Source organism: Pseudomonas sp. F007 (genome assembly GCF_057814275.1).
The window spans coordinates 595,767-622,251 of the sequence record NZ_JBVATA010000003.1 but is presented as its reverse complement, the minus strand read 5'-3'; the positions used below and the strand labels follow the sequence as shown (position 1 = coordinate 622,251).

The following is a 26,485-nucleotide window of genomic DNA, read 5'->3' as shown; positions in this document are numbered from 1 at the left end:
CATTTGCTGTCAAGTGATTATTTTCAGAAGTTTTCAAGGAATCCTTAACAACTTCAACCACTTGCGCTTTCGATCTCTCGTCAGCGGGAGGCGAATTCTACAGCGTTACACGCTGCTGTCAACACCTATTTTTCAACTTCCTTCGCGCTTCGATGACCTGAAACACTGACTGCCGAAAACTGCGTAACTCGTTGTTTACCAAGGAGTTTTCCGTTTCGACTGCGCCGGAAGTGGGGCGAATTATAGACAGATAAAAACTCGCGTCAACCACTAATTTCATAATTCTGTCATATAAGTCAGAAACACCCGAAAACGCGAAGGCCGTGCCCAGGGGCACGGCCTTCTTCACTACATAGCCTTACAAGCTAGGGAAGGCGAACTGCGAGGCCTCATGGCTCGCACGCTGCGGCCAGCGCTGGGTGATTGCCTTGCGCCGAGTGTAGAAGCGCACGCCGTCCGGACCGTAGGCATGCAGGTCGCCGAACAGCGAGCGCTTCCAGCCACCGAAGCTGTGATACGCCACCGGTACCGGCAATGGCACGTTGACCCCGACCATGCCCACTTCAATCTCGTCACAGAACAGCCGCGCCGCTTCACCATCACGGGTGAAGATGCAGGTGCCGTTGCCGTATTCGTGATCGTTGATCAGTTGCATCGCCTCTTCCAGGCTGTTGACCCGGACGACGCACAGTACTGGGCCAAAGATCTCTTCTTTATAGATGCGCATCTCAGGCGTGACGTTGTCGAACAGGCAGCCACCGAGGAAGAAGCCCTCCTCATGACCGGCCACACTCAGGCCGCGACCGTCCACTACCAGCTTGGCACCCGCCGCCACACCGTCATCCACATAACCGCTGACCTTGTCCCGCGCCTGGCCAGTCACCAACGGCCCCATGTCCAGGCCACAGGAAGTGCCCGCGCCGATCTTCAGCGCCTTGATCTGCGGCACCAGCTTGGCCACCAGCGCATCCGCCACTTGGTCACCCACGCACACCGCCACCGAAATGGCCATGCAACGCTCGCCGCACGAACCGTAGGCGGCGCCCATCAGTGCACTGACGGCGTTATCCAGATCGGCGTCCGGCATCAATACCGCATGGTTCTTCGCCCCGCCCAGTGCCTGGACGCGTTTGCCGCGCTTGGTGCCTTCGGCATAGATGTACTCGGCAATCGGCGTCGAACCGACAAAGCTCAAGGCTTTGACTTCCGGCGCTTCGATCAGCGCATCCACCGCCGACTTGTCGCCGTGCACCACGCTCATCACACCTTTGGGCAGACCGGCTTCCAGCAGCAGCTGAGCAATCAGCAACGTGGAGCTCGGATCACGTTCGGACGGTTTGAGGATAAAGCAGTTACCGCAAACGATAGCCAGCGGGTACATCCACAGCGGCACCATCGCCGGGAAGTTGAACGGGGTGATCCCCGCTACCACGCCCAGCGGCTGGAAGTCCGACCAGGCATCGATGTTCGGGCCGACGTTACGGCTGTATTCACCCTTGAGGATTTCCGGAGCGGCACAGGCGAACTCGACGTTCTCGATACCACGCTTGAGCTCACCGGCCGCGTCTTCCAGGGTCTTGCCGTGTTCTTCGCTGATCAATTGCGAGATGCGCGCTTCGTTCTGCTCCAGCAATTGCTTGAAGCGGAACATCACCTGGGCACGCTTGGCCGCCGGCGTATTGCGCCAGGCCGGGAACGCCGCCTTGGCAGCATCGATGGCCTGCTGGATGGTTTCGCGGCTGGCCAACGGCACTTTATGGATCGGCTGACCGGTGGACGGGTTGAACACGTCGGCGGTGCGACCGTTGTCGTTCACCAGTTCGCCATTGATCAAATGCGGGATGAGGCTCATGCAGGGCTCCTGAAAAGTTGTCCACAGGCGCCCGTTGAAGGGCGCCTGCTTATATAAGTAGGTAATTGCAATCAGTCGATCTTGTTCAGCGCTTCGCCAACCGCATCGAACAGGCGATCGAGGTCCTGCGGCTTGCTGTTGAAGGTTGGGCCGAACTGCAGGGTGTCGCCGCCGAAGCGCACATAGAAGCCGGCTTTCCACAGGGCCATGCCAGCTTCGAACGGACGCACGATGGCGTCACCGTCACGCGGCGCAATCTGGATCGCACCGGCCAGGCCGTAGTTACGGATGTCGATGATGTTTTTTGTGCCCTTCAGGCCATGCAGCGCATTCTCGAAATGCGGTGCGACTTCGGCCACGCTCTGCACCAGGTTTTCCTTTTGCAACAGGTCGAGTGCAGCCAGGCCCGCGGCGCAGGCCACCGGGTGGGCGGAGTAGGTGTAGCCGTGGGGGAATTCCACCGCGTACTCGGGCGTCGCCTGGTTCATGAAAGTCTGGTAGATCTCGGAGCTGGCAATCACCGCGCCCATTGGGATCGCGCCGTTGGTGACTTGCTTGGCGATGCACATCAGGTCCGGGGTGACGCCGAAGGTGGTGGCGCCGAACATGGTGCCGGTCCGACCGAAACCGGTGATCACTTCGTCGAACACCAACAGAATGTTGTGCTGATCGCAGATCTCGCGCAGGCGCTTGAGGTAGCCCTGTGGCGGCACCAGCACGCCAGCCGAGCCGGCCAGGGGTTCGACAAACACCGCGGCGATGTTCGAGGCGTCGTGCAGTTCGATCAGCTTCAGCAGTTCATCCGCCAGGGCAATACCGCCCTGCTCCGGCATGCCGCGCGAATAGGCGTTGCTGGCCAGCAGGGTGTGCGGCAGGTGATCGACGTCCATCATCGCCTGGCCGAACAACTTGCGGTTGCCGTTGACCCCGCCGAGGCTGGTGCCGGCAATGTTCACCCCGTGATAACCACGGGCCCGGCCGATCATCTTGGTCTTGGTCGACTGGCCTTTCAGGCGCCAGTAGGCACGCACCATTTTTACCGCTGTGTCGGCGCACTCGGAACCGGAGTCGGTGAAGAACACGTGGTTGAGGTTGCCTGGGGTCAGGTCAGTGATCTTTTCCGCCAGTTGGAACGACAGCGGGTGGCCGTACTGGAAGCCTGGCGAGTAGTCCAGGGTGCCCAATTGCCTGGCCACTGCCTCCTGGATTTCCTTGCGGGTGTGCCCGGCGCCGCAGGTCCACAGACCGGACAGCGAGTCGTAGACCTTGCGACCCTTGTCGTCGATCAGCCAGCTGCCTTCAGCGCCGACGATCAAGCGTGGATCACGCTGGAAATTGCGGTTGGCGGTGTAAGGCATCCAGTGAGCATCCAGCTTGAGCTGGCTGGCCAGGGACGACGGGGCGTTTTCAGGCAAGTTCATCAGCAAAACCTCGCAAGGCAATATTCGGCGTAGGGATTGAAAACCGTGGTTGCAGCTAAATTGCCACGGCGATAAAGTCGGTGAAATCCAACATTTCTAACCTTCAGTCAGATCACCACTAAACTATCGAGCACGCCGCATGAGCAGCCGTCGACCCGACCCACTGGCGCAAGTCAGCGATTTTGATATCCGCCTGTTGCGGATCTTCCGCAGCGTCGTCGAATCCGGCGGCTTCTCGGCCGCCGAGAGCGTGCTGGGGATCGGCCGTTCGGCCATCAGCCAGCAGATGAGCGACCTCGAACAACGCCTTGGCCTGCGCTTGTGCCAGCGTGGACGTGCCGGTTTTTCCCTGACCGAGGAAGGGCGTGAGGTCTACCAATCGGCGTTGCAGCTGCTCAGTGCCCTGGAAAGTTTTCGCACCGAGGTCAACGGCCTGCATCAACATCTGCGCGGCGAGCTGACCATCGGCCTGACCGACAACCTCGTCACCCTGCCCCACATGCGCATCACCCACGCCCTGGCGCAATTGAAGGAGCGCGGGCCGGACGTGCAGATCCAGATCCGCATGATTGCGCCCAATGAAGTCGAACAAGGTGTACTCGACGGTCGCCTGCACGTGGGTGTCGTACCGCAGGCCAGCGCCTTGTCGGGCCTGGAATATCAACCGCTGTATAGTGAGCGCTCGCTGCTGTATTGCGCGGTTGGCCACCCGCTGTTTTATGTCGACGACAAACAGCTGGACGATGCGCGCCTCGACAGTCAGGACGCCATTGCCCCGACCTTTCGCTTGCCCGCGGAGATCCAGGCCCATTACCAGGCACTCAATTGCACCGCCAGCGCTTCGGACCGCGAGGGCATGGCGTTCCTGATCCTGACCGGGCGCTACATCGGCTACCTGCCCGATCATTACGCCAGCCTGTGGGTCCAGCAAGGCCGCTTGCGTGCGCTCAAGCCTGACGTGCGCTTTTATGACCTGAGCCTGGCCTCGGTCACGCGCAAGGGGCGGCGTCCGAACCTGGTATTGGAAAGCTTCCTTGAAAGCCTGGCGGCGACTCGCTGATGCACCCGGCTTTTTATAGCGCCAAGCCTTGTCGGATGCCTGCTGGTGCGCTATCAACGCACTGACGCCCCCACCGACCAGCCTGGAAACCTCCATGACCCTTGAAGTCCCAGCACACAGCGGCAAACCTGCCGGCCGCATTCGTCAAAAGAACGAACAGGCGATTCTCAAGGCCGCGGAAGTCGAGTTCGCCCGACATGGCTTCAAAGGCACCAGCATGAACACCATTGCGCAGAACGCCGGCTTGCCCAAGGCCAACCTGCATTACTACTTCACCAATAAGCTGGGCCTGTACATCGGCGTGTTGAGCAACATCATCCAATTGTGGGACAGCACCTTCAACACCCTCACCGCCGACGATGACCCGGCCGAAGCGCTGACCCGCTACATTCGCGCCAAGATGGAATTCTCCCGTCGCCATCCGCAGGCATCCAGAGTGTTTGCCATGGAAGTCATCAGCGGCGGCGAATGCCTGAGCGAATACTTCAACCGGGATTACCGGACCTGGTTCCAGGGCCGCGCGAGTGTGTTCCAGGCGTGGATCGACGCCGGTAAAATGGACCCGGTCGATCCGGTCAACCTGATCTTCCTGCTCTGGGGCAGCACCCAGCACTACGCCGACTTCTCCACCCAGATCTGCCGTGTCACTGGGCGCAGCAAGCTGACCAGGCAGGATATCGACGACGCCGGCACTAACCTGATCCGCATCATACTCAAAGGCTGCGGCCTCACTCCCGCCATTTAAGACAGTCACCATGCCCTTTACCCTCGCCGGCTTCTGCGAATACCACGAAGAGATTCGCAAAAGCCGCTTCATCACCCTGGCGGCCCCCATCACCAGCCCCGCCGAAGCCCAGGCCTTTATCGAACAGCACAGCGACCTGGATGCCACCCATAACTGCTGGGCCTGGAAACTCGCCGAGCAATACCGCAGCAACGATGACGGCGAACCGGGTGGCACCGCCGGCCGACCGATACTGGCCGCCATCGAGGCCCAGGATTGCGACCAGGTGGTGGTGCTGGTGATTCGCTGGTACGGCGGCATTCAACTGGGCACTGGCGGTTTGGCCAGGGCCTACGGCGGTGGCGCCAACAAATGCCTGCAAGGCGCGCCGAAGATCGAGTTGATCAGCCGCGTGCCCCTGAGCTGCCATTGCGGATTCAGCGAGCTGGCACTGGTCAGACTACGGGTCGCCGAAGCCGGCGGATTGGTGGTGGATGAGCAGTTCACGGCCAATGGCGTCGAGCTCCAGTTGGCCGTGGGTGAAGCGCAGATCGACCTGCTGCAAAGGCAACTGGCCGACTTGAGTCGCGGGCGGATTCTGCTGCAGCGCTGAATCATCGACAGTTGCCCACATCTGCTGTGCACCCGGCTGTGGATAACCTGAGCACACAGCGTTGTAAGCCTTCTGTCACGTGGCTTTGCGGGCACTGCTCAGTTTTTGTCCAATTACCCCGCAAGCGGTTCCATTCGACCGTAAAACAAGCAGTTAGCGCCCGTTAGCAGCTTTGGATCAAAGCCATATCCGGCTTATACCCGAGCTTTTGGCTTGCACACAAATACTGTGGAGCAAGCTGTGGATAAGCCGTTCATGGGTCGCGCAGTGGCATAGCCAGCATGGCGCGCAGGACGATGATCATTTTTTAACCAGGCATCAGATGCGTCCGCACCTCTGCCCGAATGGGCAATACCTGGGCGACACCCCAAGCCAGCTCGACGGCCAGGAACACCGCCAACAACGGCGTGGCCCCCTGCATCAAGGCATGGGCCTGCCAGGTGGCGAAAAGGAACCTGGCCGCCGCATCGTAGCGTCCGTATTGCGGCTGCGGGTCACGAATGCGCAGCACTGACCAGACGCAGACGATCGAGCCCAACAGGTTAGCCATCAACCGGTGCGTCGGCTCGAATGCCGGCAAACCCGGCAGATCGAGCATTGCACTCAGCGCCGACAAGGCGCCGTGCAAGGCGACGAATCCCCAGGGCGTGACAAACGCCGCCATCACGATCAAGTCATACCAGGCACTGCCACGCACCAGCCGGCGGTACTGTTCTGTGGTCCACATCATCGAACACTCCATTTATTCAAGGAGCACCGAGGGTAAAGGCTGGAGTATGCTCGAGGGTCAAGCCCTCCGGTTCGCGCCGTCAGCCGCGACACCCGGCGAACCCCGACTTTGTTCAAGGAAGCCACTCATGACTACCGCAAGAACCGCGCTGATCATCGGCGCCTCCCGAGGCCTGGGCCTTGGCCTGGTGCAAACCCTGCTGGCCGACGGCTGGCAAGTCACCGCCACCGTGCGCAATCCGCAAAAAGCCGAAGCCTTGCAGGCATTGGGCGACGTGCGGATCGAACAGCTCGACATGGACGACCAGCAGGCACAGATCGCCTTGAGCGAGCAACTCAAGGGTCAAGTGTTCGACCTGCTGTTCGTCAACGCCGGGGTCAAGGGCCCGGACGTGCAGACGCCCAATGGCGGCGCGACCCTGGCCGAGGTTGGCCAGCTGTTTTTCACCAATGCCGTGGCGCCAATCAACCTGGCCCAGCGTTTCGTCGGGCAGATTCGCCCGGGCAGCGGCGTGCTGGCGTTCATGAGTTCGGTGCTGGGTAGCGTGACCATGCCCGACGCCCCGGAACTGGCGCTGTACAAGGCCAGCAAGGCGGCGCTCAACTCGATGACCAACAGCTTCGTCAGCCAGTTGGGCGAGTCGCGGCCGACCGTACTGTCGCTGCACCCGGGCTGGGTGAAAACCGACATGGGTGGCGAAGGTGCCGACCTCGATGTGCAGACCAGCACCCGCGGCCTGATCGACCAAGTGAATGCCTATGCCGGCAAGGGCGGCCACCACTTCATCAACTACAAGGGCGAAACCATTCCCTGGTAATTTCGTCCTGTCGGGCCGGGCTTGCCTGTCAGGCCCTTTTCCCCGACACTGCGCACCTCGTCCCCGCGACGAACCTGGATCAGCAGACAGGGCAACACTGAGCTGGCGAACCTGAACCCAACTTTCAGAGGAGCCGGCAAATGCCTGCGACCCGTATCTGGTTAAAAACCCCCCTCGCGATTTTCACTGCCAACGCACTCGATGCCCGTGGCGGCCTGGTCGTGCAAGACGGCGTCATCGTCGAAGTACTCAAGCAAGGCCAACAACCCGCGACACCCTGTGGACAAGTCTTCGATGCCCGCGAGCATGTGATCCTGCCGGGCCTGATCAACACCCACCACCACTTCTATCAGACCCTGACCCGCGCCTGGGCACCGGTGGTCAACCAACCGCTGTTCCCCTGGCTCAAGACCCTGTACCCGGTCTGGGCGCGCCTGACTCCGGAAAAACTCGCGCTGGCAACCAAGGTGGCCCTGGCCGAATTGCTGCTGTCGGGCTGCACCACGGCGGCTGACCATCACTACCTGTTCCCTGACGGCCTGGAAAACGCCATCGACGTGCAAGTCGAAAGCGTCCGCGAACTGGGCATGCGCGCCATGCTCACCCGCGGTTCGATGAGCCTTGGCGAAAAAGACGGCGGCCTGCCGCCACAGCAGACCGTGCAGGAAGGCGAAGTGATCCTCGCCGACAGCCAGCGTTTGATCGCCGAGTACCATGAACGCGGCGACGGCGCGCAGATCCAGATCGCCCTGGCGCCTTGCTCGCCGTTTTCGGTGACCCCGGAAATCATGTCCGCCAGCGCCGAACTGGCCAACAAACTGGACGTGCGCCTGCACACCCACCTGGCCGAAACCCTCGACGAAGAAGACTTCTGCCTGCAGCGCTTCGGCCTGCGCACCGTCGACTATCTGGACAGCGTCGGCTGGCTCGGCCCGCGCACCTGGCTGGCCCACGGCATTCACTTCAACCCGGATGAAATCGCCCGCCTGGGCGCCGCCGGCACCGGCATCTGCCATTGCCCGAGCTCGAACATGCGCCTGGCCTCGGGTATCTGCCCGAGCCTGGACCTGATCGCGGCCGGTGCACCGGTCGGGCTCGGCGTCGATGGCTCGGCCTCCAACGATGCCTCGAACATGATTCTCGAAGCCCGCCAGGCCCTGTACATCCAGCGCCTGCGCTACGGCGCGGAAAAAATCACCCCCGAAGGCGTGCTGGGTTGGGCGACCCAGGGTTCGGCAAAACTGTTGGGACGCACGGACATTGGTGAACTGGCCGTCGGCAAACAGGCCGACCTGGCCCTGTTCAAACTCGATGAACTGCGCTTCTCCGGCAGCCATGACCCGATCTCCGCACTGCTGCTGTGCGGTGCCGACCGCGCTGACCGCGTGATGGTCGCTGGCAACTGGCGGGTGATCGATGGCCAGGTCGAAGGACTCGACCTCAAGGGCCTGATCGCCGATCACAGCCAGGCCGCGCGCCAGTTGATCAACGACGTCTGATGCGCCTGCTGCGCCGGCTACCGCACGCTGGCCGGCGCAGCACTCAAAGCCCCAGCAGCGACAGCATGATAAAGGTCGCGAACAGCACAAAATGGGTCATCCCTTCGATGGCGTTGGTTTCGCCGTCGTTGAGGTTGATCGCGCTGACAATCAGGGTGATGAACACCATCACTGTTTGCACCGGAGTCATGGCCATCTGAAAGGGTTGGCCGGTGTACAGCGCCATCGCTTCCATCACCGGCACCGTGAGAATCACCGTCGACAACGACGCGCCCAAGGCGATGTTGACCACCGACTGCATGCGATTGGCCAGGGCCGCGCGCAACGCTGTGAGGATTTCCGGCGCCGCCGAGATCGCCGCCACCACAATCGCCGTCAGCACCGGCGGCGCACCGCTTCCCTGCAGGCCGAGATCAAGGGTCTTGGACATCACTTCCGCCAGCGCACCGATCACCACCACGCCAAACACCAGGGTCGCGATGGACAGCCCGAGGCTGATCGTCGGTTCCTCCTGCACGGCTTCCTTGCGTCGACGTTTCTGTGGGTAGCTATAGCTGAAAAAGTAGCTGTGCGGGCCGACCTGCATGCGCAGGAACAGGGTGTACAGCACCACCATCGCCCCAATGGTGAAGGCCGAGTAAATCTTCCAGTCCGCTTCGGGAATGAACTCCGGCACCACCATGGAAACGCCCATGGCGGTCATGATCATCACGCTGTAGGTGCGCGCCGAATCGTCGTTATAGGACTGCTCGCCATGCTTGATCCCGCCCATCAACGCCGCGAGCCCGAGGATGCCGTTGATGTCGAGCATCACCGCCGAGTAAATGGTGTCACGCACCAGTGTCGGCGAAGCCTCGTTGCTCATCATGATCGCCAGGATCACCACCTCCACCAGCACCGCGGCCAGTGTCAGGATCATCGTGCCGTAGGGATCGCCGACCTTTTCCGCGAGCAATTCCGCATGGTGGGCGACGCGCATTGAAGCAATCACGATAAAGCCGATCAGCGCGACCCCACCGAGCAGCGCGATCGGTTGCCCGTTGTGCAGCAGCCAGTGCTCCAGCGGGTACGCCGCGCAGGCTGCCAGCACGGCCAGCAGGAGGAATTTTTCTTGCTTGAAGAGTGTGAGCATGACGCAGCCTTTTCCTGAAACCAGCAAATCCTGGGCGATGAACGACTGACTGCAACGCCCCGCACATGTTCCGTTGAACCTTAGTCCAGAGTGGCTTGGTCAGGTTTTGCCAAATGTTTGCACGGTCACCTGTAGAATGCCGCCCATAAGCACCTGATGAGATTTGAACATGTACGACTGGCTGAACGCCCTGCCCAAGGCAGAACTGCACCTGCACCTGGAGGGCTCGCTGGAGCCCGAGTTGCTGTTCGCCCTGGCTGAGCGCAACAAGATCGCCCTGCCATGGAGCGACGTCGAAACCCTGCGCAAGGCCTATGCCTTCAATAACCTGCAAGAGTTCCTCGACCTGTATTACCAGGGCGCCGATGTGCTACGCACGTCCCAGGATTTCTACGACCTGACCTGGGCCTACCTGCTGCGCTGCAAGGCGCAGAACGTGATCCACACCGAACCCTTCTTCGACCCGCAGACCCACACCGACCGTGGCGTGCCTTTCGAAGTGGTGTTGAACGGGATCGCCAGCGCGTTGAAAGATGGCGAACAGCAACTGGGCATCACCAGCGGCCTGATCTTGAGCTTCCTGCGCCACCTGAGTGAGGAAGAAGCCGAGAAGACCCTTGACCAGGCGCTGCCGTTTCGTGAGGCGTTCGTCGCCGTCGGTCTCGACAGTTCGGAAATGGGCCATCCGCCGAGCAAGTTCCAGCGCGTGTTCGACCGTGCTCGCCATGAAGGCTTCCTGACCGTTGCCCATGCCGGTGAAGAAGGCCCGCCGGAGTACATCTGGGAAGCCATCGACCTGCTGAAGATCCAGCGCATCGACCATGGCGTGCGCGCCATCGAAGACGAGCGCCTGATGCAGCGGATCATCGACGAGCAGATCCCGCTGACCGTGTGCCCGCTGTCCAACACCAAGCTGTGCGTGTTCGACCACATGTCGCAGCACAACATCCTCGACATGCTCGAGCGCGGGGTGAAGGTTACGGTGAACTCCGATGACCCGGCCTACTTCGGTGGCTACGTGACGGAAAACTTCCACGCCCTGCACACCCACCTGGGCATGACCCAGGACCAGGCCAAACGCCTGGCGCAAAACAGCCTGGATGCCCGCCTGGTCAAACCCTAGGCCGATGCGGGAGCGAGCCGACTCGCTCCCGCTGCCTCGCCCCATTCACCTAGAGTGCGACTTCAAGCTCGGTTTCGGTACCGAAGCGCGCGAGTGCGCGTGCGCCCACGGCCGTCACCTGCAGGGCGCGGGAGTCGGCGGGTACGTTCAACCAACCCGATTGAATGAATAGTTGCAGCAGCGCCGCGCCCAATGCGCCACCCAGGTGTGGCCGCCGCTCGCTCCAGTCCGGACAGGCACAGGCCACCTGTGCGTCGCTGTGCGCCAGGGCTTGAATGAAGACCCCATGGGAGGCCAGGCGATTGGCACCCTTGTGGGTCACCCTGACGCGCTTGTCCGCCTGTTCGAGCCAGCCGGCGTCCAGCAGGCGCTGATACAGCTCCGCCGCCAGGGTTCCGCCGAAATGCTCGTCGCAGAGCCGTGCGCGCATCACCGAGGAAGGTGCCGCAGGGCCTTTGACCAATGGGTGAGTGCGTTTGAATACCGGGGCAATGTGGCCCGGTGAACTGACCAGCGTCGCACTGGCCAGGGCCTCGACCGCCGCGCCCACTTCGGGCGCTGCCAGTCGGTAGAACCGCTTGCGTCCACGTTCCTCGAGCTTCAGCAGGCCACCGCTGAACAACCGCCCAAGGTGGGCATTGGCCGATGACGGCGACAGCCCTGCCAGCAGTGCCAACTCCTCCGACTGTCGAGCCGTGCCGTCCATCAAGGCCCACATCATCGCGCTACGCTTCGGGTCAGCCAGCAAGGTGGCTATCTGGCTGATGCAAGGTGCATGTTCCATGTCTTCACTCCCTGTTGAATCATTTGTCTACTGCTCGGCGAACATCTTGACCAGTAATGGGGTGCCGGCCAAGGCGCGATATCCGCCAAAAACCGGGCTAACTAACAAACTAAAGCGACAAACTTCTTCGAAACCCTCATCCCTGGGCAAATCCGGCGGATAACCGAACCCAAGGAATTGAGCAAGGCGGCATACGTTCGCTGACAATGCTGCGAACCCAGGCGGGCGCTAGTATAAGCGTGATGATCGACGGATCCTGCCCTTGGCAAAGCGCCAAAGGCGACAGCTGCCCAAGGAAATTTCGCTATACGAGTGCGATTAATGGCCAGTGACAATTTTTGTCGAAAAATGACCGGTCAAATCCGCACATCGACGCTTGAGCATTTCCTTCAACAGGTTCACTGGCTTACTTAACTGTGCGCGATGAGCGCACAACAAATTCAGCGGTGCACGTTCGCACTGCAACTCCGGCATCAGCACTTTCAAGCGACCGGCCAGGACATCGGCCGAGACATCCAGCCACGACTTGTAGGCGATTCCGGCACCGGCCACCGCCCACAGGCGCACCACGTCGGCATCATCGCTGAAGCGATCACCGGTGACAGTCAGGCTGACCTGCCGTTTGCCGTCGTGAAAACTCCAATGGTCATGCACCCGGCTGCCGAGCATGTACAGCAGGCAATTGTGCTGCGCCAGTTGCTCCAGTTGGCGCGGCTCGCCACAGCGCGCCAGATAGTGCGGCGAGGCGCACAGCACCCGGCGATTGTCCGGTGCGATGGGCAGCGCCACCAGGCTGGAGTCTTCCGGCTCGCCGTAACGCAGGGCAATGTCCACCGGCTGGCGGAACAGGTCGGCAATCCGGTCGCCGAGCAACAGGCGCACGGTGAGGCCGGGATGCTCGCGCTGGAACTCGTCGAGCCACGGCAGCAACAGGTTGCGCCCGAAATCCGACGGCGCCGACAGCTGCAATACGCCGCTGACCTGATCCTGCCCGCGCGCCAATAGACGCCGCCCCTCGTCCAGTTGCCCCAGCGCCGCCCGCGCATACTCCAGGAAGCCCTCGCCTTCCGCGGTCAAACGCAGGCTGCGGGTCGAACGCGCCAGCAAACGCGCCCCCAATTGCTGCTCGATACGCTTGAGCGAGGCACTGGCCACGGCGGGTGACATGTCCATGCCCCGTGCAGCCGCGGACAGGTTGCCGAGGTCGGCCGCCCGGACGAATAACTGCAAATCATCAAAACGCAGCATCAGCGCACCCGCAATTATCAAAAAAATATTGAAAGAGACTGTGGTTTTAGCGGGTTTTATCTCGCAGATAAATAGCCAATCATGTGCCATCTCTCTGAACAGCCGAGTCCGTGACGCCATGAAAGCCATCGCCTACTACGCCAGCCTGCCGATCAACGACCCACAAGCGCTGCAAGACATCGAACTGCCGGAGCCCATCGCCGGTCCACGGGACTTGCTGGTGGAGGTCAAGGCGATCTCGGTCAATCCGGTGGACACCAAGGTTCGCCAGAACGTCTCGCCCGAAGGCGGCGCCGCCAAGGTGCTGGGCTGGGATGTGGCGGGTGTGGTCAAGGCCGTCGGCAGTGACGTCAGCCTGTTCAAGGCCGGCGACAAGGTGTACTACGCCGGCTCCATTGCCCGCGCGGGCGGCAACAGTGAATTGCACGTGGTCGATGAGCGGATTGTCGGGCACATGCCCAAGTCACTGGGCTTTGCCGAGGCCGCCGCGCTGCCGCTGACGGCCATTACCGCTTGGGAACTGTTGTTCGAACGCCTGCAGATTGGCGAAGGTCAGGCCGCCGAGGGCCAGAGCCTGTTGATTGTCGGCGCTGCCGGCGGCGTGGGCTCGATCCTGACCCAATTGGCCAGCCAGCTCACCGCACTCAAAGTGATTGGCACCGCCTCCCGTGCACAGACCCGCAGTTGGGTCGAAACGCTGGGCGCCGACCTGGTGATCGATCACAGCCAGCCGCTGAGCGAGGAACTCAAGCGCGCCGGTCAGCCTCACGTCACCCACGTCGCCAGCCTGACCCAGACCGACCTGCACTTCGCCCAACTGGTGGAAGCCCTCGCGCCCCAGGGCAAGCTGGCGCTGATCGACGATCCGAAGGCGTTGGATATCACCCAGCTCAAGCGCAAGAGCCTGTCGCTGCACTGGGAGTTCATGTACACCCGCTCGTTGTTCGAAACCGCCGACATGCTCGAGCAACACAAACTGCTCAACCGGGTGGCAGAACTGATTGACGCCGGCACCCTGAAAACCACGGTTGGCGAGCACTTCGGCACCATCAATGCGACCAACCTGCGCCGTGCTCATGAACTGCTGGAGAGCGGTACGGCCAAGGGCAAGATCGTCCTCGAAGGCTTCTGACCCGCCTTGGAACAAAAGAGCGCAATCTGCGCTCTTTTGCTTCTAAGCCACCAGTCCGACAGTTGATCGCCGTCATATTTGTCGGCGAATTCCGGGTCTACAATCGCAGCTTCTGCAATGCACTCTTTTACGCACGGAGGTCAGCAATGAAGATCCTGATAAAAGAAATGGCAAAATCCCGGTGGCAAGTGCGACTGGACGAACAGACCGTCAACTTCCGTTCCGAAGCCGAAGCCCGCGCCTTCACCACCACCCTCGAAACCCGAATTCACGCCCCTCATTACCTGCCCGAGCGCCAGCCACAACGCGTCGCGAGCTGATTCAAGCCTCGGCTTGCGCCGCCCGGGCAATCTGCAGGCGACGGGTGAGCATCGCCACGCTCACCACCAGAATCCCGCACAGGCTGATGACCATGGCCATTGGCACAGCGGTGCCATCATGCAACACGCCGACCAACGCCGCCGCACCGGCGGCGACGCTGAATTGCAGGCAGCCGAGCAACGCCGAAGCGCTGCCTGCGCGCGCCCCCTGACCATTCATGGCACAGGCCGAGGCATTCGGAAGGATGCAGCCCAGGCTGGAGATGCAGATAAACAGCGGAATCAGCAGCGGCCACAGATGCTCGGTGTGCAGCGCGCTGACCGCCAGCAACGCCAGACCCGCGATCAGGTAAAGCCACACGGTGCGCGTCAGCAGGAACGCCGGTCCGCGTCGGGAAAGCAGGCGAGCGTTGATCTGTGCCACAAGGATGAAACCCGCCGCATTGACCCCGAAGAGCCAACCGAAATGCTCGGCCGGCACGCCATACAGTTTGATGAAGACGAACGGTGAACCGGCGATGTACGAAAACATCCCGGCAATCGCAATGCCGCCGGTCAAGGCGTGCCCGAGGTACACCTTGTCCGACAGTAGCCGCCCGTACTGGCGCAACGCGCCGGACAAGGGTTGCCGAGGCTGATTGGCCGGCATGCTCTCCGGCAACCCCATGGCCACCGCCAACCCCGCCGCCGCACTGAACACCGTCAAGGCAATGAAGATCGACTGCCAGCCGTGCAGATTGACCAGCAGACCACCGAGCATCGGCGCGAGAATCGGCGCCAGCCCCATCACCAGCATCAGTTGCGAAAAGACCTTCGCCGAACCCACCGCGTCGCACTTGTCGCTGACCACCGCCCGGGAAATCACCATCCCGGCACAGCCCCCGAGGGCCTGCAGGAACCGCGCGCCAATCAACCAGTCAAGGCTCGGCGCAAAGGCACAGAACAGCGAGGCCAGGGTGAACAGGCCAACGCCGATCAACAAGGGAATACGCCGTCCGAAACGATCGGCCACCGGACCGTAAGCCAACTGCCCGATCGACAAACCAAGAAAATACGCGGCCAGCGTCAACTGCACGTGCTGTTCGTCAGTGCCGAACGCCGCCGCCATCGCCGGGAAGGCGGGCAGGTAGAAATCGATGGCCAACGGCCCGAAAGCGCTCAAGGCGCCCAGAATCAGGATGGTGCGAAAATTCATCAGGCGTCCAGCTCACATCAGTCGACAGCCCGACAGTCTAGCCGCGCTGGGACGCCTTGAACATTCCGATAGGTCGCTAACTATTGTTTTTTACCCGGCGAGTTGGACTTCATAGCCCTCTGCGCTGATCAGATTAATCACCTGCTCGGCAGTCAACCGACTTTCCACACCCACTTCCTTGGCGGCGAGATCAACGCGCACACTGGCCGCTGGATCTTCGGCTTGCAGCACTTGGGTAATGGCCCGAACACAGTGACCGCAGGACATTCCCTGAACGTTGAATACTTGCATGAGACGTCTCCTTTAATGAAGTTGCGAGCAGTCTTGAGCTTGCCACCGTGGCAAGGTCAAGTTCTTCGCACCACTGCCGGGCTGGCATAACGCGACACGCTCGTCCAAGCTTGGCCATCGATGACTTCCAACAGGAGCCTCAGCCATGCGCTGGCACGCTTTCAGCCTATTTGCCCTGCTCGGCCTTTTCGCCGCGGCCCCACCCGCCAGTGCGCAAGACTACGGGGTGTTGATCATTTCCCGCGAACGCCTGGAAGTCGCGACCCCCTGCGAAATTGGCGTGTACATTCAGGATCAGCTGTCGGCCCGCCTGTTCCAGGAACAGAGCACCTCGTTCAATCTGCCCCCAGGCAGCTTTTCCCTGCGCCTGAAACTGCTGCCTGGCCAGGCGCCCGGTTGCAATCCGGGAATGCTCGCGCCAGGTTCCCAGAACATCACCCTGCGCGCCGGCGATATCCAGAAATACCGCATCGCCATGAACGACCAGGGCATGTACCTGAGAAAGGCTGATCTGGGCTATTAAGTGGCGGTTGGCAATGGCGCTTGACCTTGCCAGCGTGGCAAGGTTGATCCTGTAGGTCATTTCTACAGGGAGTAAGACCGATGTCCGATTCCACTACCTTCGATCTGCCGATTGCCGGCATGACCTGCGCCAGTTGCGCCGGGCGTGTCGAGCGCGCCTTGCGCAAAGTCAGCGGTGCCCGCGCGGTCAGCGTCAATCTGGCGACCGAACAGGCGCGGGTCGAGGCGCCTCGCGACAGCTTGCCGGCACTGCTGGAAGCGGTGCAGCAAGCCGGTTACAGCGTTCCGGCCCAGAGCCTCGAACTGAGTATCGGCGGCATGACCTGCGCCTCCTGCGCGGGACGGGTCGAGCGCGCCTTGAACAAGGTTGCCGGCGTCAAAAGTGTCAGCGTCAACCTGGCCAACGAACGGGCACACCTGGAATTGCTGGGTCAGGTCGATCCGCAAACACTGATCAGTGCCGTGACCAAGGCGGGATACAGCGCCAGCGTCTGGCAAGCCGAACAAACCACCAATAACGACCAGCAGCAACGCCTGCAGCGTGAGCGCTGGAGTGTCCTGCTCGCGGTCATCCTCGCCTTGCCGCTGGTGCTGCCGATGCTGGTGCAACCCTTCGGCCTGCACTGGATGCTCCCGGCCTGGGTGCAGTTCGCCCTGGCGACACCGGTGCAGTTCATCTTTGGTGCGCGCTTTTATGTCGCCGCGTGGAAGGCCGTGCGCGCCGGCGCCGGCAACATGGACCTGCTGGTGGCCCTGGGCACCAGCGCCGGTTATGGCTTGAGCATTTATCTGTGGGCCACCGCCAGCGCCGGCGCCCTGCCCCATTTGTACTTCGAAGCCTCGGCGGTGGTCATCGCCCTGGTGCTGCTGGGAAAATACCTGGAAAGCCGCGCCAAACGCCAGACCGCCAGCGCCATTCGCGCCCTCGAAGCGCTGCGGCCGGAACGGGCGATTCAGGTAATCGACGGCCGCGAGCAAGACGTCGCCATCAGCGCCCTGCGCGTGGGTGACCTGGTGCTGGTCAAGCCCGGCGAGCGTTTTCCGGTGGATGGCGAAGTGGTCGAGGGTCAGAGCCATGCCGACGAAGCACTGATCAGCGGCGAAAGCCTGCCGGTGCCGAAACAACCCGGCGACAGCGTGACGGGTGGCGCCATCAACGGCGAAGGGCGCCTGCTGGTACGCACCCGGGCGCTGGGTGCGGAAACCGTGCTGGCGCGGATCATCCGCCTGGTGGAAGACGCCCAGGCCGGCAAGGCGCCGATCCAGAAACTGGTGGACAAAGTCAGCCAGGTCTTCGTCCCGGTGGTGCTGTTGCTGGCCCTGGCGACCCTGGTTGGCTGGTGGCTGTACGGCGCGCCGCTGGAAACTGCGGTGATCAATGCGGTGGCGGTATTGGTGATCGCCTGCCCGTGTGCGCTGGGCCTGGCCACGCCCACCGCGATCATGGCCGGTACGGGGGTCGCGGCGCGCCACGGCATTCTGATCAAGGACGCCGAAGCCCTGGAACGCGCCCATGAAGTCAGCGTGGTGGTGTTCGACAAGACCGGCACCCTGACCTCCGGCACCCCGCGCATCGCCCACTTTGCTGCCCTCGATGGCAACGAGGCGCGCCTGCTGCAACAAGCCGGCGCCCTGCAGCGCGGCAGTGAACACCCGCTGGCCAAGGCGGTGCTCGACGCCTGCAGCGAGCGGGGCCTGGCGGTGGCGGACGTGAGTGCCAGTCAGTCGCTGACGGGTCGCGGCATCACCGGCACGCTGGAAGGTAAACAGTTGGCACTGGGCAATCGCCGGCTGCTGGAAGAGAGCGGCCTGAGCGCCGGTTCGCTGGCGACCTCGGCCACAGCCTGGGAAGCCGAAGGCCGGACCCTGTCCTGGCTGATCGAACAAAGCCCGCAGCCCCGGGTGCTCGGCCTGTTCGCCTTTGGCGACACGCTCAAGCCGGGTGCCTTGCAAGCCATCAGTGAGTTGCACGGTCAACAGATCGGCAGCCATCTGCTGACCGGCGACAACCGTGGCAGCGCCCGAGTGGTGGCCGAGGCGCTGGGCATTCGCAACGTCCATGCCGAGGTGCTGCCCGCCGAGAAAGCTGCGACCGTGAGCGAATTGAAAAAATCCGGGGTGGTGGCGATGGTCGGCGATGGCATCAACGACGCCCCGGCGTTGGCAGCGGCGGACATCGGCATCGCCATGGGCGGCGGCACCGACGTGGCCATGCACGCCGCCGGCATTACCCTGATGCGCGGCGACCCACGCCTGGTCCCGGCCGCCCTGGAAATCAGCCGCAAGACCTACGCGAAGATCCGCCAGAACCTGTTCTGGGCCTTCGTCTATAACCTGATTGGTATTCCGCTGGCAGCGTTCGGCCTGCTCAACCCGGTGATGGCGGGCGCGGCGATGGCCTTGTCCAGCGTCAGCGTGGTCAGCAATGCGTTACTGCTCAAGACCTGGAAGCCGAAACAACTGGAGGAGCTCGAATGAACATCGGCCAAGCCGCCCGGCACAGCGGCCTCAGCGCGAAGATGATTCGCTACTACGAGTCGATCGGCCTGCTCAAACCGGCCCATCGCACCGACAGCGGCTACCGCATCTACAGCGATGAGGACCTGCACAACCTGGCCTTTATCAAGCGCTCGCGGGACCTGGGGTTTTCTCTGGAGGAGGTCGGCAAGTTGCTGACCCTGTGGCAGGACCGGCAGCGGGCCAGCGCCGACGTCAAGGCCCTGGCGCGCCAGCATATCGATGAGCTGAATCAGAAGATTCGCGAATTGGGCCAGTTGCGCGACACCCTGCAGGATCTGGTGGAGCACTGCCAGGGCGACCACCGTCCCGACTGCCCGATCCTCAAGGAACTGGCGTCGGGCTGTTGCACGCAACCCGTGGCGAGCTGACTCGCCACGGGAAAGCGGATCACTGCATCCAGGGTGGCGGTGGTTCTTCGGCCTTGCTCGGTGGTGCGTCGTCGGCCTTGCGGATCGCCTGGCGACGTTCCTCGTCCAGGCGCGCCGCTTCGATCTCGCGCATGATGCCGCCGACATCCGCCAGCTCTTCCGGATCATCGAACTCGCCGGTCAGCACGCTGGCCGGGTGCAAGGTGCCGGCTTCATACAACGCCCACATTTCCTTGGCATAGCGCGTGCGCTTCAACTCCGGGGCAAAACGCCCGAAGTACAAAGCCATGTTGCCGACGTCGCGCTCGAGCATGCTGAACGCATGGTTGTTGCCCGCCGCATCGACCGCTTGTGGCAAGTCGATGATCACCGGACCGTCTGGCGTCAACAGCACGTTGAACTCGGACAGGTCACCGTGCACCAGACCGGTACACAGCATCAGCACGATCTGGGAAATCAGGAAAGCGTGATACTCGCGCGCCTGATCGGCTTCCAGTACCACGTCATTGAGACGCGGCGCCGCATCGCCATACTCGTCGGCCACCAACTCCATCAGCAGCACGCCTTCGAGGAAGTCGAACGGCTTGGGCACCCGCACCCCGGCATTGGCCAGGCGGAACAGTGCCGCGACTTCGGCGTTCTGCCAGGCGTCCTCGGTCTCTTTACGACCGAACTTGGAGCCCTTGGCCATGGCCCGGGCCTGGCGGCTGTTGCGCACCTTGCGGCCTTCCTGGTACTCGGCTGCCTGGCGGAAACTTCGTTTATTCGCCTCCTTGTAGACCTTCGCGCAACGTAGTTCGTTGCCGCAGCGCACCACATAAACAGCTGCTTCTTTACCACTCATGAGTGGGCGCAGCACCTCGTCAACCAGACCGTCCTCGATCAGGGGTTCAATGCGTTTTGGAGTCTTCATCAGCTTTTATTGTGGGTCCTTTATTACCAAACACGCGAATGTCACTCGTTATACGGCAATCCTCTCGACACGGGGAGGGGTTGCCGACCTATGAACCCTGTGGATGCACTCACTGTGCCAGATTAATTCGCGGCCAGTCGTCGGGTGACGCTGATCATAGCCGAGACTTCAGCGCCTGTTGCCGCTGCGAGCAGAAGGCATTTGCGACAGAACCCGAGGTACTACAGCCAATTTTTTGTAGGTTTTTTCACACAACCCCTCAATTTCCGCAGTCGGCAGCCGAAGTCATCAGGGACACATGGATTTGTCTGACAATCGGCCAATAAGAAAAATTCTGGAGCGCGGATGAACATCAAACAAAAACTGACCTGGGCCTTCGCCGTTATCGCCTGCTTGCCGGTGGTGCTGGTGGCGACCCTGGTGATCATGAACCTGCGCAGCGATGCCAAGGCCAGCTTTGTCGACTCCAGTGATCGAGAGATCCGCCAGGTCAGCAACGCCATGCAAATGTTCTTCGACGGCATCAGCCAGAACGTCAATTACCTGGCTTCGTTGCCCCTGATCAAGAACACCGACGCCAGCCTCAAGAGCTATATGGGCGCCAACGCGGCGAGCATTCCCCAGGGCGACATGGACAAGCAGGTATTTGCCCTGCTGGAAAATCTAGGCAAGAGCCACCCGGCTTATGCCTATGCCATCGTCGGCACCAGCGCCGGCGGTTACGTCTCATGGCCCGACGACGCCAATCTCGCCAACTACGACCCGCGCCAACGGCCCTGGTACAAGGCCGCCCAGGCCAAGCCCGGCAAGCCACTGCGCACCGAAGCCTATTACTGGACCGATGACAACACCACCTACGTCAGTACCGTGCGCACCATCGACAACAAGCTTGGGGCGCAGGGCGGCGTGGTCAGTATCGACGTGACGCTGACCCAACTGACCGAGCTGGTGAAACAGATCAAGCTCGGTGAAACCGGCTACCTGATGCTGATGGAAAACAACGGCACCGTGCTGGTCGATCCGAAGCAGCCGGAACACAACTTCAAGCCACTGAACAGCCTGGGCGACGGCTATGCGCAACTGGCCAAGGCCGGCAAGGGCCTGGTGGAAGTCGAGTTGAACGGCGAGCGCTACATGGCCAATGTCTGGCCGTCGGAGCAACTGGGCTGGACCTTCGTCGGCCTGATCAAACAGGCTGACGTAATGAGCTCGGCGACCCAACTGACCTGGTTGATCGCCATCATCGCCGCCGTATTGGCGGTGATCTTTGCCGTGGTCGGCGCGAGCTTCGCCAGCCTCATCGTGCGCCCGATTCGCAGCGTCGCCAGTGGCCTGGAAGGCATCGCCCAGGGCGAAGGCGACCTGACCCGCAATCTGCAAATCCGTGGCAGCGACGAAACCGCGCAACTGGCCAACTGGTTCAACCAGTTCCTCGCGGCGATCCGCAGCCTGATCCAGCACATCGGCGGCGCCGCGACCAAGATCCTCGCCAACTCCCACAATGCCACCCAGGTCTCCGGCGAGATGGCCGAAGCCGCCGGGCGCCAGCGTGAAGCAGTAGACATGGTCTCGACCGCGTTCCACGAAATGGTCGCCACCGCCAACGAAGTGGCCCGTTCCTGCAGCCAGGCCGCCGACTCGGCCGACAGCGGCCAGCGCCAGGCACGGGAAGGTCAGCAGCAGATCGATGCAGCCGTAAGCAGCGTCGATCGCCTGAGCCAGGAGATCGAACAATCGGCGCAGTCGATGCAGCAACTGGAACGTGACAGCAACGATATCCAGTCGATCCTTGGCACCATTCGTTCGATTGCCGAGCAGACCAACTTGCTGGCGCTCAACGCCGCCATTGAGGCAGCGCGGGCCGGAGAGCAGGGCCGCGGGTTCGCCGTGGTTGCCGACGAAGTGCGAGCCCTGGCCAAGCGCACCGCCGATTCCACCGCAGAGATTGATGGCCTGTTGGGCAACCTGGCCAAGCGCACCAGTCAGGTGACGCAGCAGATGCACGCCAGCCTTGAAGTCTCACAGCAATCGGTGAGCCGCATTGGTGAGGCGCGTAACAGCTTCGGGCAGATCCGCGAATCGGTGGACGTGATCCGCGACATGAACACCCAGATCGCCACCGCCGCCGAAGAACAGCATCAGGTCGCCGAAGACATCAACCGGCACATCAGCCAGATCCATGGCGATGCACAGTTGGTGGCCGAACTGGCCAACTCGGCCCGCCTGGATTCGCAGAGCCTGGCGGGGTTGTCGAATGAGTTGGATGGGTTGGTGCGTCGGTTCCGCACATAAAGCCTGTTCAATGCCCCGGGATCTGGCACCCGCTTGCGGATTGCCAGACCCGGAAACCACGGTGCATCAGACACACCACCTTCGCCGGCAACCTGGCTCCTGCATGTTTCATCAGGCTCTTGTAGGAGCTGGCTTGCCAGCGATCCAGACACCACGGTGCATCAGACACACCACCTTCGCCGGCAAGCCGGCTCCTACATGTTTCATCAGGCTCTTGTAGGAGCTGGCTTGCCAGCGATCCAGACACCACGGTGCACCAGACACACCACCTTCGCCGGCAAGCCGGCTCCTACAGGTCACCTCATTCGCGCCCCTATGGGTATCACCGTTCGATAATCGCCGTCACACCCTGCCCGCCCGCCGCGCAGATCGAGATCAGGCCGCGGCCCTGCCCTGCCGTCTCCAGCAGCTTGGCGAGGTTGGCGACGATCCGTCCGCCGGTCGCGGCAAACGGGTGGCCGGCGGCCAGGGAGCTGCCCTTGACGTTGAGCCGGCTGCGGTCGATCGAGCCCAACGGCGCGTCGAGCCCCAGGCGGCTTTTGCAGTAGTCGGCATCTTCCCAGGCCTTGAGCGTGCACAGCACCTGCGCAGCGAAGGCTTCATGAATTTCGTAGTAGTCGAAATCCTGCAGGCTCAGGCCGTTGCGCGCCAGCAAACGCGGCACCGCATAGACCGGCGCCATCAACAAGCCTTCCGCACCGTTGACGAAATCCACCGCCGCCGCTTCGCCATCGCGCAGGTAGGCGAGGATCGGCAGCCCGCGCTCTTTCGCCCAGGCCTCGCTGCCCAGCAACACCAGGGAGGCGCCATCGGTCAGTGGCGTCGAGTTGCCGGCTGTCAGCGTGCCCTTGGCGCTCTTTTCGAAGACCGGCTTCAACGCCGCGAGCTTTTCCAGGGTCAGGTCCGGGCGCAAATTGTTGTCACGGGTCAGGCCGAGAAAGGGCGTAAGCAGATCGTTGTGCCAACCCTCGGCGTAGGCAGCGGCCATTTTCTGATGACTTTCCAGGGCCAGTTGGTCCTGTTCGGCACGCGGGATGTTCCAGGTCTGGGCCATCAGCTCGCAGTGCTGGCCCATGGACAAGCCGGTGCGCGGTTCACCGTTGCGCGGCAATTCCGGCACCAGGTGCCGAGGCCGCAGCTGCAGGAAGGTTTTCAACTTGTCGGCGGTGGTTTTCGCTCGATTGGCTTGCAGCAGAATCTTGCGCAGGCCCTCGTTGACCCCGATCGGCGCGTCCGAGGTGGTGTCGACGCCGCCGGCAATGCCGCACTCGATCTGCCCCAGGGCAATCTTGTTGGCCACCAGCAAGGCCGCTTCCAGCCCGGTGCCGCAGGCCTGCTGAATGTCGTAGGCGGGAGTGGTCGCAGACAGCCGGGAGCCGAGCACGCACTCACGGGTCAGGTTGAAGTCCCGCGAATGCTTGAGCACCGCCCCCGCCGCCACTTCGCCGATGCGCAGGCCATGCAGGTTGTAACGCTCGATCAGGCCTTCGAGCGCCGCCGTCAGCATCGCCTGATTGCTGGCCGTGGCGTACGGCCCGTTCGACCGGGCAAAAGGGATGCGATTACCGCCAATGATCGCGACGCGGCGCAACTGGGTCATGAAAAGCTCCTATTCTGTGACAGCCATGACCCACAAGCGTAGGCCTTATCTCGCGGATCGAACGACTGATGACAATCCGTGGTCCACACTTTGAACCCCAACTCCCGGAGCGCGTTCCATGTCTGACCGCTATATCGACTTCGCCAACTCGTCCCTCGGCCAGCGCCTGGTCGCCGCCGTTGGCCTGCCCTCGCCGGTGCGCCTGGAGCGTTGGCAAGCCGGGCGCCTGCGGCCGGTGGACGGCGCGCTGCTGATCGGTGGCGGCGCCCTGGCGCACAATGTCGGCACCTTCGCCCACAAGCTCACCGAGCAAATCTACAGCTACGGCCCCGAACCGCTGGTGGCCCAGGCGTGGATTCCCGGCCACGGGCCCAAGCTCAAGGCGGTGCTGTTCGATGCCAGCGAACTGCTGCACACCGGTCAGCTCAAGCAGTTGCGCGAATTCTTCCAGCCGCTGCTGAAAAACCTCGACCACAGTGCCCATGTGGTGATTCTCGGCCGCGCCCCGCAAAACCTCAGCGACCCGTTCGCCGCCAGCGCCCAGCGCGCCCTCGAAGGGTTCAGCCGCTCGCTGGCCAAGGAGCTGCGCAGCGGCGGCACCCTGCAGTTGCTGTATGTCGGCGCCGGTGCCGAAGATCAACTGGAAGGCGCGCTGCGGTTTTTCCTGTCGCCGAAAAGCGCCTACATCTCGGGACAAGTGGTGCGCCTCGACGCCTGCGCGACCCAGGTCGAAGACTGGACCCGGCCACTGGCGGGGCGCAAGGCGCTGGTGACCGGTGCGGCACGCGGCATCGGCGCCGCGATCGCCGAAACCCTGGCCCGCGATGGCGCCGACGTGGTGCTGCTCGACGTACCGCCGGCGAAAAACGACCTCGAAGCCCTCGCCGCACGCCTCGGCGGCAAGAGCATCACCCTCGATATCTGCGCCGAAGACGCCGCCAGCCGCTTGATTGAACAGTTGCCCGAAGGCATCGACATCGTCGTGCACAACGCCGGGATCACCCGCGATAAAACCCTGGCCAACATGACCCCGGATTTCTGGGACGCGGTGCTGGCGGTCAATCTCAATGCACCGCAAGTGCTGACCCAGGCCCTGCTCGACAGCGGCACCCTGCACGACAACGGCCGGGTGATCCTGCTCGCCTCCATCAGCGGCATCGCCGGTAACCGCGGACAGACCAACTACGCCGCGAGCAAGGCCGGGCTGATCGGCCTGGCCGAAGCCTGGGCGCCTTCGCTCGCAGCACGCGCAATCAGCATCAACGCCGTGGCGCCGGGCTTCATCGAAACCCAGATGACCGCCCACATTCCCTTCGCCCTGCGTGAAGCCGGGCGGCGCATGAGCTCCCTGGGCCAGGGCGGCCTGCCGCAGGACGTCGCCGAAGCCGTGGCCTGGCTGGCCCAGCCTGGCAGTGGTGCAGTGAGCGGGCAGGCGCTGCGGGTCTGCGGCCAAAGTGTATTGGGAGCCTGAACATGACCACCGATTGGCAGCAACTTCACAGCCCCCCTCAGCTATCCGGTTTGTATTGGCGCGCGGCGACTCGACGCAAGATCACCGGCACGCAATTGCCGAATGACGGCCTGCGCGCGTGGGTCGAAGTCGATGCACGGAACGTCGCGGCCTATCGCAAGGTCTGCGGTTTTCCCGACAGCGCGCTGCTGCCGCCGACTTATCCCCATGTCCTCGCCTTTGGCCTGCAGATGGCACTGCTCACGGGCAAGAATTTCCCCTTTCCGCTGCTGGGGCTGGTGCACCTGGAAAATCGCATTCGCTTGATCCGGCCCCTCGGCGGCATCAGCCGGGTGCAGGTGAGCGTCCACGTGCAGAACCTGCAACCCCACGCCAAGGGAGCAACTTTCGATCTGGTGACAAGCCTGGAGGATGCCCTTGGCCCGCTGTGGCAGGCCGACAGCCAGATGTTGTGCAAAGGCGTGAAACTCGAGGGCGAACCCGCCGAAGGCTTGCCGGAGGCAACACGGGCGCTGGATGAGATGACACGCTGGTGGGCACCGGCCGATATTGGCCGGCAGTACGCGCGAGTTTCGGGGGACTACAACCCGATCCACCTGAGCGCCGCCAGTGCCCGGCTGTTCGGTTTTCCCAAGGCGATCGCCCATGGGCTGTGGCTCAAGGCGCGGACGATGGCGGCCTTGAGCGGGCACCTGCCCGGCAGCGGTTATGAGATCGCCGTGCAGTTCAAGAAACCGGTGCGCCTGCCCAGCGAAGTCATTCTGCAGAGCAGCGCGGCAGGCTCCCAGGGTGAGGTGCAACTGCTCGGCCATGGCGACCTGGAACACATGCGCGGCACCTGGCAGACACTGCCCTGAG

Annotated in this window: 24 protein-coding genes and 1 pseudogene; 15 read left to right on the top strand and 10 right to left on the bottom strand. The window is 62.5% G+C overall.

Annotated features, from left to right (window positions below):
- Positions 1-358: 358 nt before the first annotated feature.
- The gene (locus tag ACZYR5_RS10225; RefSeq protein WP_489089512.1) at positions 359-1,852 is read right to left on the bottom strand and encodes a CoA-acylating methylmalonate-semialdehyde dehydrogenase; all 1,494 of its coding nucleotides are present in this window, start codon (positions 1,850-1,852) and stop codon (positions 359-361) included.
- 71 nt (positions 1,853-1,923) lie between these two features.
- Positions 1,924-3,273 carry an omega-aminotransferase AptA gene (aptA, locus tag ACZYR5_RS10220; RefSeq protein WP_489089511.1) on the bottom strand — a complete coding sequence of 450 codons (1,350 nt, stop codon included), beginning with the start codon at positions 3,271-3,273 and terminating at the stop codon, positions 1,924-1,926.
- Between the two features lie 139 nt (positions 3,274-3,412).
- Here aptA and ACZYR5_RS10215 point away from each other — a divergent pair, with 139 nt between their 5' ends.
- The 3 genes from ACZYR5_RS10215 to ACZYR5_RS10205 all read left to right on the top strand — a co-directional run bounded on the left by ACZYR5_RS10215 (position 3,413) and on the right by ACZYR5_RS10205 (position 5,670).
- Complete coding sequence (locus tag ACZYR5_RS10215) at positions 3,413-4,333, top strand: LysR family transcriptional regulator (protein WP_489089510.1); 921 nt, start codon at positions 3,413-3,415, stop codon at positions 4,331-4,333.
- Positions 4,334-4,427: 94 nt separating this feature from the next.
- A complete protein-coding gene (locus tag ACZYR5_RS10210; protein WP_489089509.1) occupies positions 4,428-5,078 on the top strand; it encodes a TetR/AcrR family transcriptional regulator in 651 nt (216 codons plus the stop codon).
- A gap of 10 nt (positions 5,079-5,088) precedes the next feature.
- Positions 5,089-5,670: an IMPACT family protein gene (locus ACZYR5_RS10205; RefSeq protein ID WP_489089508.1), complete on the top strand. Its 582-nt coding sequence runs from the start codon at positions 5,089-5,091 to the stop codon at positions 5,668-5,670.
- Between the two features lie 307 nt (positions 5,671-5,977).
- Here ACZYR5_RS10205 and ACZYR5_RS10200 read toward each other — a convergent pair whose 3' ends face one another.
- Complete coding sequence (locus ACZYR5_RS10200; protein WP_489089538.1) at positions 5,978-6,397, bottom strand: hypothetical protein; 420 nt, start codon at positions 6,395-6,397, stop codon at positions 5,978-5,980.
- 130 nt (positions 6,398-6,527) lie between these two features.
- Here ACZYR5_RS10200 and ACZYR5_RS10195 point away from each other — a divergent pair, with 130 nt between their 5' ends.
- Together ACZYR5_RS10195 and ACZYR5_RS10190 are read left to right on the top strand one after the other, a co-directional pair.
- Positions 6,528-7,217 carry an SDR family oxidoreductase gene (locus ACZYR5_RS10195; protein ID WP_489089507.1) on the top strand — a complete coding sequence of 230 codons (690 nt, stop codon included), beginning with the start codon at positions 6,528-6,530 and terminating at the stop codon, positions 7,215-7,217.
- 140 nt (positions 7,218-7,357) lie between these two features.
- Positions 7,358-8,716 (top strand): 8-oxoguanine deaminase, encoded by a 1,359-nt coding sequence (locus tag ACZYR5_RS10190; protein WP_489089506.1) that lies wholly within the window; start codon positions 7,358-7,360, stop codon positions 8,714-8,716.
- A 43-nt stretch (positions 8,717-8,759) separates the two neighbouring features.
- On the opposite strand, the gene ACZYR5_RS10185 is transcribed toward ACZYR5_RS10190, so the two are convergent.
- Positions 8,760-9,848, bottom strand: a complete 1,089-nt coding sequence (locus tag ACZYR5_RS10185) for a calcium:cation antiporter (RefSeq protein WP_489089505.1) — start codon at positions 9,846-9,848, stop codon at positions 8,760-8,762.
- A gap of 169 nt (positions 9,849-10,017) precedes the next feature.
- Between ACZYR5_RS10185 and ACZYR5_RS10180 the strand changes: the two genes are divergently transcribed.
- A complete protein-coding gene (locus tag ACZYR5_RS10180) occupies positions 10,018-10,971 on the top strand; it encodes an adenosine deaminase (protein WP_489089504.1) in 954 nt (317 codons plus the stop codon).
- Between the two features lie 49 nt (positions 10,972-11,020).
- On the opposite strand, the gene ACZYR5_RS10175 is transcribed toward ACZYR5_RS10180, so the two are convergent.
- Complete coding sequence (locus tag ACZYR5_RS10175; RefSeq protein WP_489089503.1) at positions 11,021-11,755, bottom strand: ArsR/SmtB family transcription factor; 735 nt, start codon at positions 11,753-11,755, stop codon at positions 11,021-11,023.
- A 318-nt stretch (positions 11,756-12,073) separates the two neighbouring features.
- Complete coding sequence (locus tag ACZYR5_RS10170; RefSeq protein ID WP_489089502.1) at positions 12,074-13,003, bottom strand: LysR family transcriptional regulator; 930 nt, start codon at positions 13,001-13,003, stop codon at positions 12,074-12,076.
- A 118-nt stretch (positions 13,004-13,121) separates the two neighbouring features.
- Between ACZYR5_RS10170 and ACZYR5_RS10165 the strand changes: the two genes are divergently transcribed.
- Together ACZYR5_RS10165 and ACZYR5_RS10160 are read left to right on the top strand one after the other, a co-directional pair.
- The gene (locus ACZYR5_RS10165; RefSeq protein WP_489089501.1) at positions 13,122-14,135 is read left to right on the top strand and encodes a zinc-binding alcohol dehydrogenase family protein; all 1,014 of its coding nucleotides are present in this window, start codon (positions 13,122-13,124) and stop codon (positions 14,133-14,135) included.
- A 146-nt stretch (positions 14,136-14,281) separates the two neighbouring features.
- Positions 14,282-14,455, top strand: a complete 174-nt coding sequence (locus ACZYR5_RS10160) for a hypothetical protein (RefSeq protein ID WP_489089500.1) — start codon at positions 14,282-14,284, stop codon at positions 14,453-14,455.
- 1 nt (position 14,456) lies between these two features.
- Here ACZYR5_RS10160 and ACZYR5_RS10155 read toward each other — a convergent pair whose 3' ends face one another.
- Together ACZYR5_RS10155 and ACZYR5_RS10150 are read right to left on the bottom strand one after the other, a co-directional pair.
- Entirely contained in the window at positions 14,457-15,650 is a 1,194-nt protein-coding gene (locus ACZYR5_RS10155; RefSeq protein ID WP_489089499.1) for a multidrug effflux MFS transporter, read from the bottom strand.
- A gap of 90 nt (positions 15,651-15,740) precedes the next feature.
- Positions 15,741-15,941 (bottom strand): heavy-metal-associated domain-containing protein, encoded by a 201-nt coding sequence (locus ACZYR5_RS10150; RefSeq protein WP_489089498.1) that lies wholly within the window; start codon positions 15,939-15,941, stop codon positions 15,741-15,743.
- A 145-nt stretch (positions 15,942-16,086) separates the two neighbouring features.
- On the opposite strand from ACZYR5_RS10150, the gene ACZYR5_RS10145 reads away from it, so the two are divergent.
- The 3 genes from ACZYR5_RS10145 to cueR all read left to right on the top strand — a co-directional run bounded on the left by ACZYR5_RS10145 (position 16,087) and on the right by cueR (position 19,351).
- On the top strand, positions 16,087-16,464 hold the full coding sequence (locus tag ACZYR5_RS10145; RefSeq protein ID WP_489089497.1) for a hypothetical protein: 378 nt from the start codon (positions 16,087-16,089) through the stop codon (positions 16,462-16,464).
- Positions 16,465-16,544: 80 nt separating this feature from the next.
- The gene (locus ACZYR5_RS10140) at positions 16,545-18,941 is read left to right on the top strand and encodes a heavy metal translocating P-type ATPase (RefSeq protein ID WP_489089496.1); all 2,397 of its coding nucleotides are present in this window, start codon (positions 16,545-16,547) and stop codon (positions 18,939-18,941) included.
- Positions 18,938-19,351, top strand: coding sequence for a Cu(I)-responsive transcriptional regulator (cueR, locus tag ACZYR5_RS10135; RefSeq protein WP_489089495.1), 414 nt, complete (start codon positions 18,938-18,940; stop codon positions 19,349-19,351). The genes ACZYR5_RS10140 and cueR overlap by 4 nt, the downstream gene beginning before the upstream one ends.
- Before the next feature lie 19 nt (positions 19,352-19,370).
- On the opposite strand, the gene ACZYR5_RS10130 is transcribed toward cueR, so the two are convergent.
- Positions 19,371-20,264 carry a PA4780 family RIO1-like protein kinase gene (locus ACZYR5_RS10130; protein WP_489089494.1) on the bottom strand — a complete coding sequence of 298 codons (894 nt, stop codon included), beginning with the start codon at positions 20,262-20,264 and terminating at the stop codon, positions 19,371-19,373.
- Between the two features lie 345 nt (positions 20,265-20,609).
- Here ACZYR5_RS10130 and ACZYR5_RS10125 point away from each other — a divergent pair.
- Positions 20,610-21,698 (top strand): annotated as a pseudogene (locus ACZYR5_RS10125) (cache domain-containing protein); the annotation flags it as partial.
- A 90-nt stretch (positions 21,699-21,788) separates the two neighbouring features.
- Positions 21,789-22,556 (top strand): methyl-accepting chemotaxis protein, encoded by a 768-nt coding sequence (locus tag ACZYR5_RS10120; protein WP_489089537.1) that lies wholly within the window; start codon positions 21,789-21,791, stop codon positions 22,554-22,556.
- Between the two features lie 322 nt (positions 22,557-22,878).
- On the opposite strand, the gene ACZYR5_RS10115 is transcribed toward ACZYR5_RS10120, so the two are convergent.
- Positions 22,879-24,156: an acetyl-CoA C-acetyltransferase gene (locus ACZYR5_RS10115; protein ID WP_489089493.1), complete on the bottom strand. Its 1,278-nt coding sequence runs from the start codon at positions 24,154-24,156 to the stop codon at positions 22,879-22,881.
- 118 nt (positions 24,157-24,274) lie between these two features.
- On the opposite strand from ACZYR5_RS10115, the gene ACZYR5_RS10110 reads away from it, so the two are divergent.
- Both ACZYR5_RS10110 and ACZYR5_RS10105 read left to right on the top strand, forming a co-directional pair.
- Positions 24,275-25,627: a 3-oxoacyl-ACP reductase gene (locus tag ACZYR5_RS10110; protein WP_489089492.1), complete on the top strand. Its 1,353-nt coding sequence runs from the start codon at positions 24,275-24,277 to the stop codon at positions 25,625-25,627.
- A gap of 2 nt (positions 25,628-25,629) precedes the next feature.
- Positions 25,630-26,484: a MaoC family dehydratase gene (locus ACZYR5_RS10105; RefSeq protein WP_489089491.1), complete on the top strand. Its 855-nt coding sequence runs from the start codon at positions 25,630-25,632 to the stop codon at positions 26,482-26,484.
- Position 26,485 lies beyond the last annotated feature (1 nt).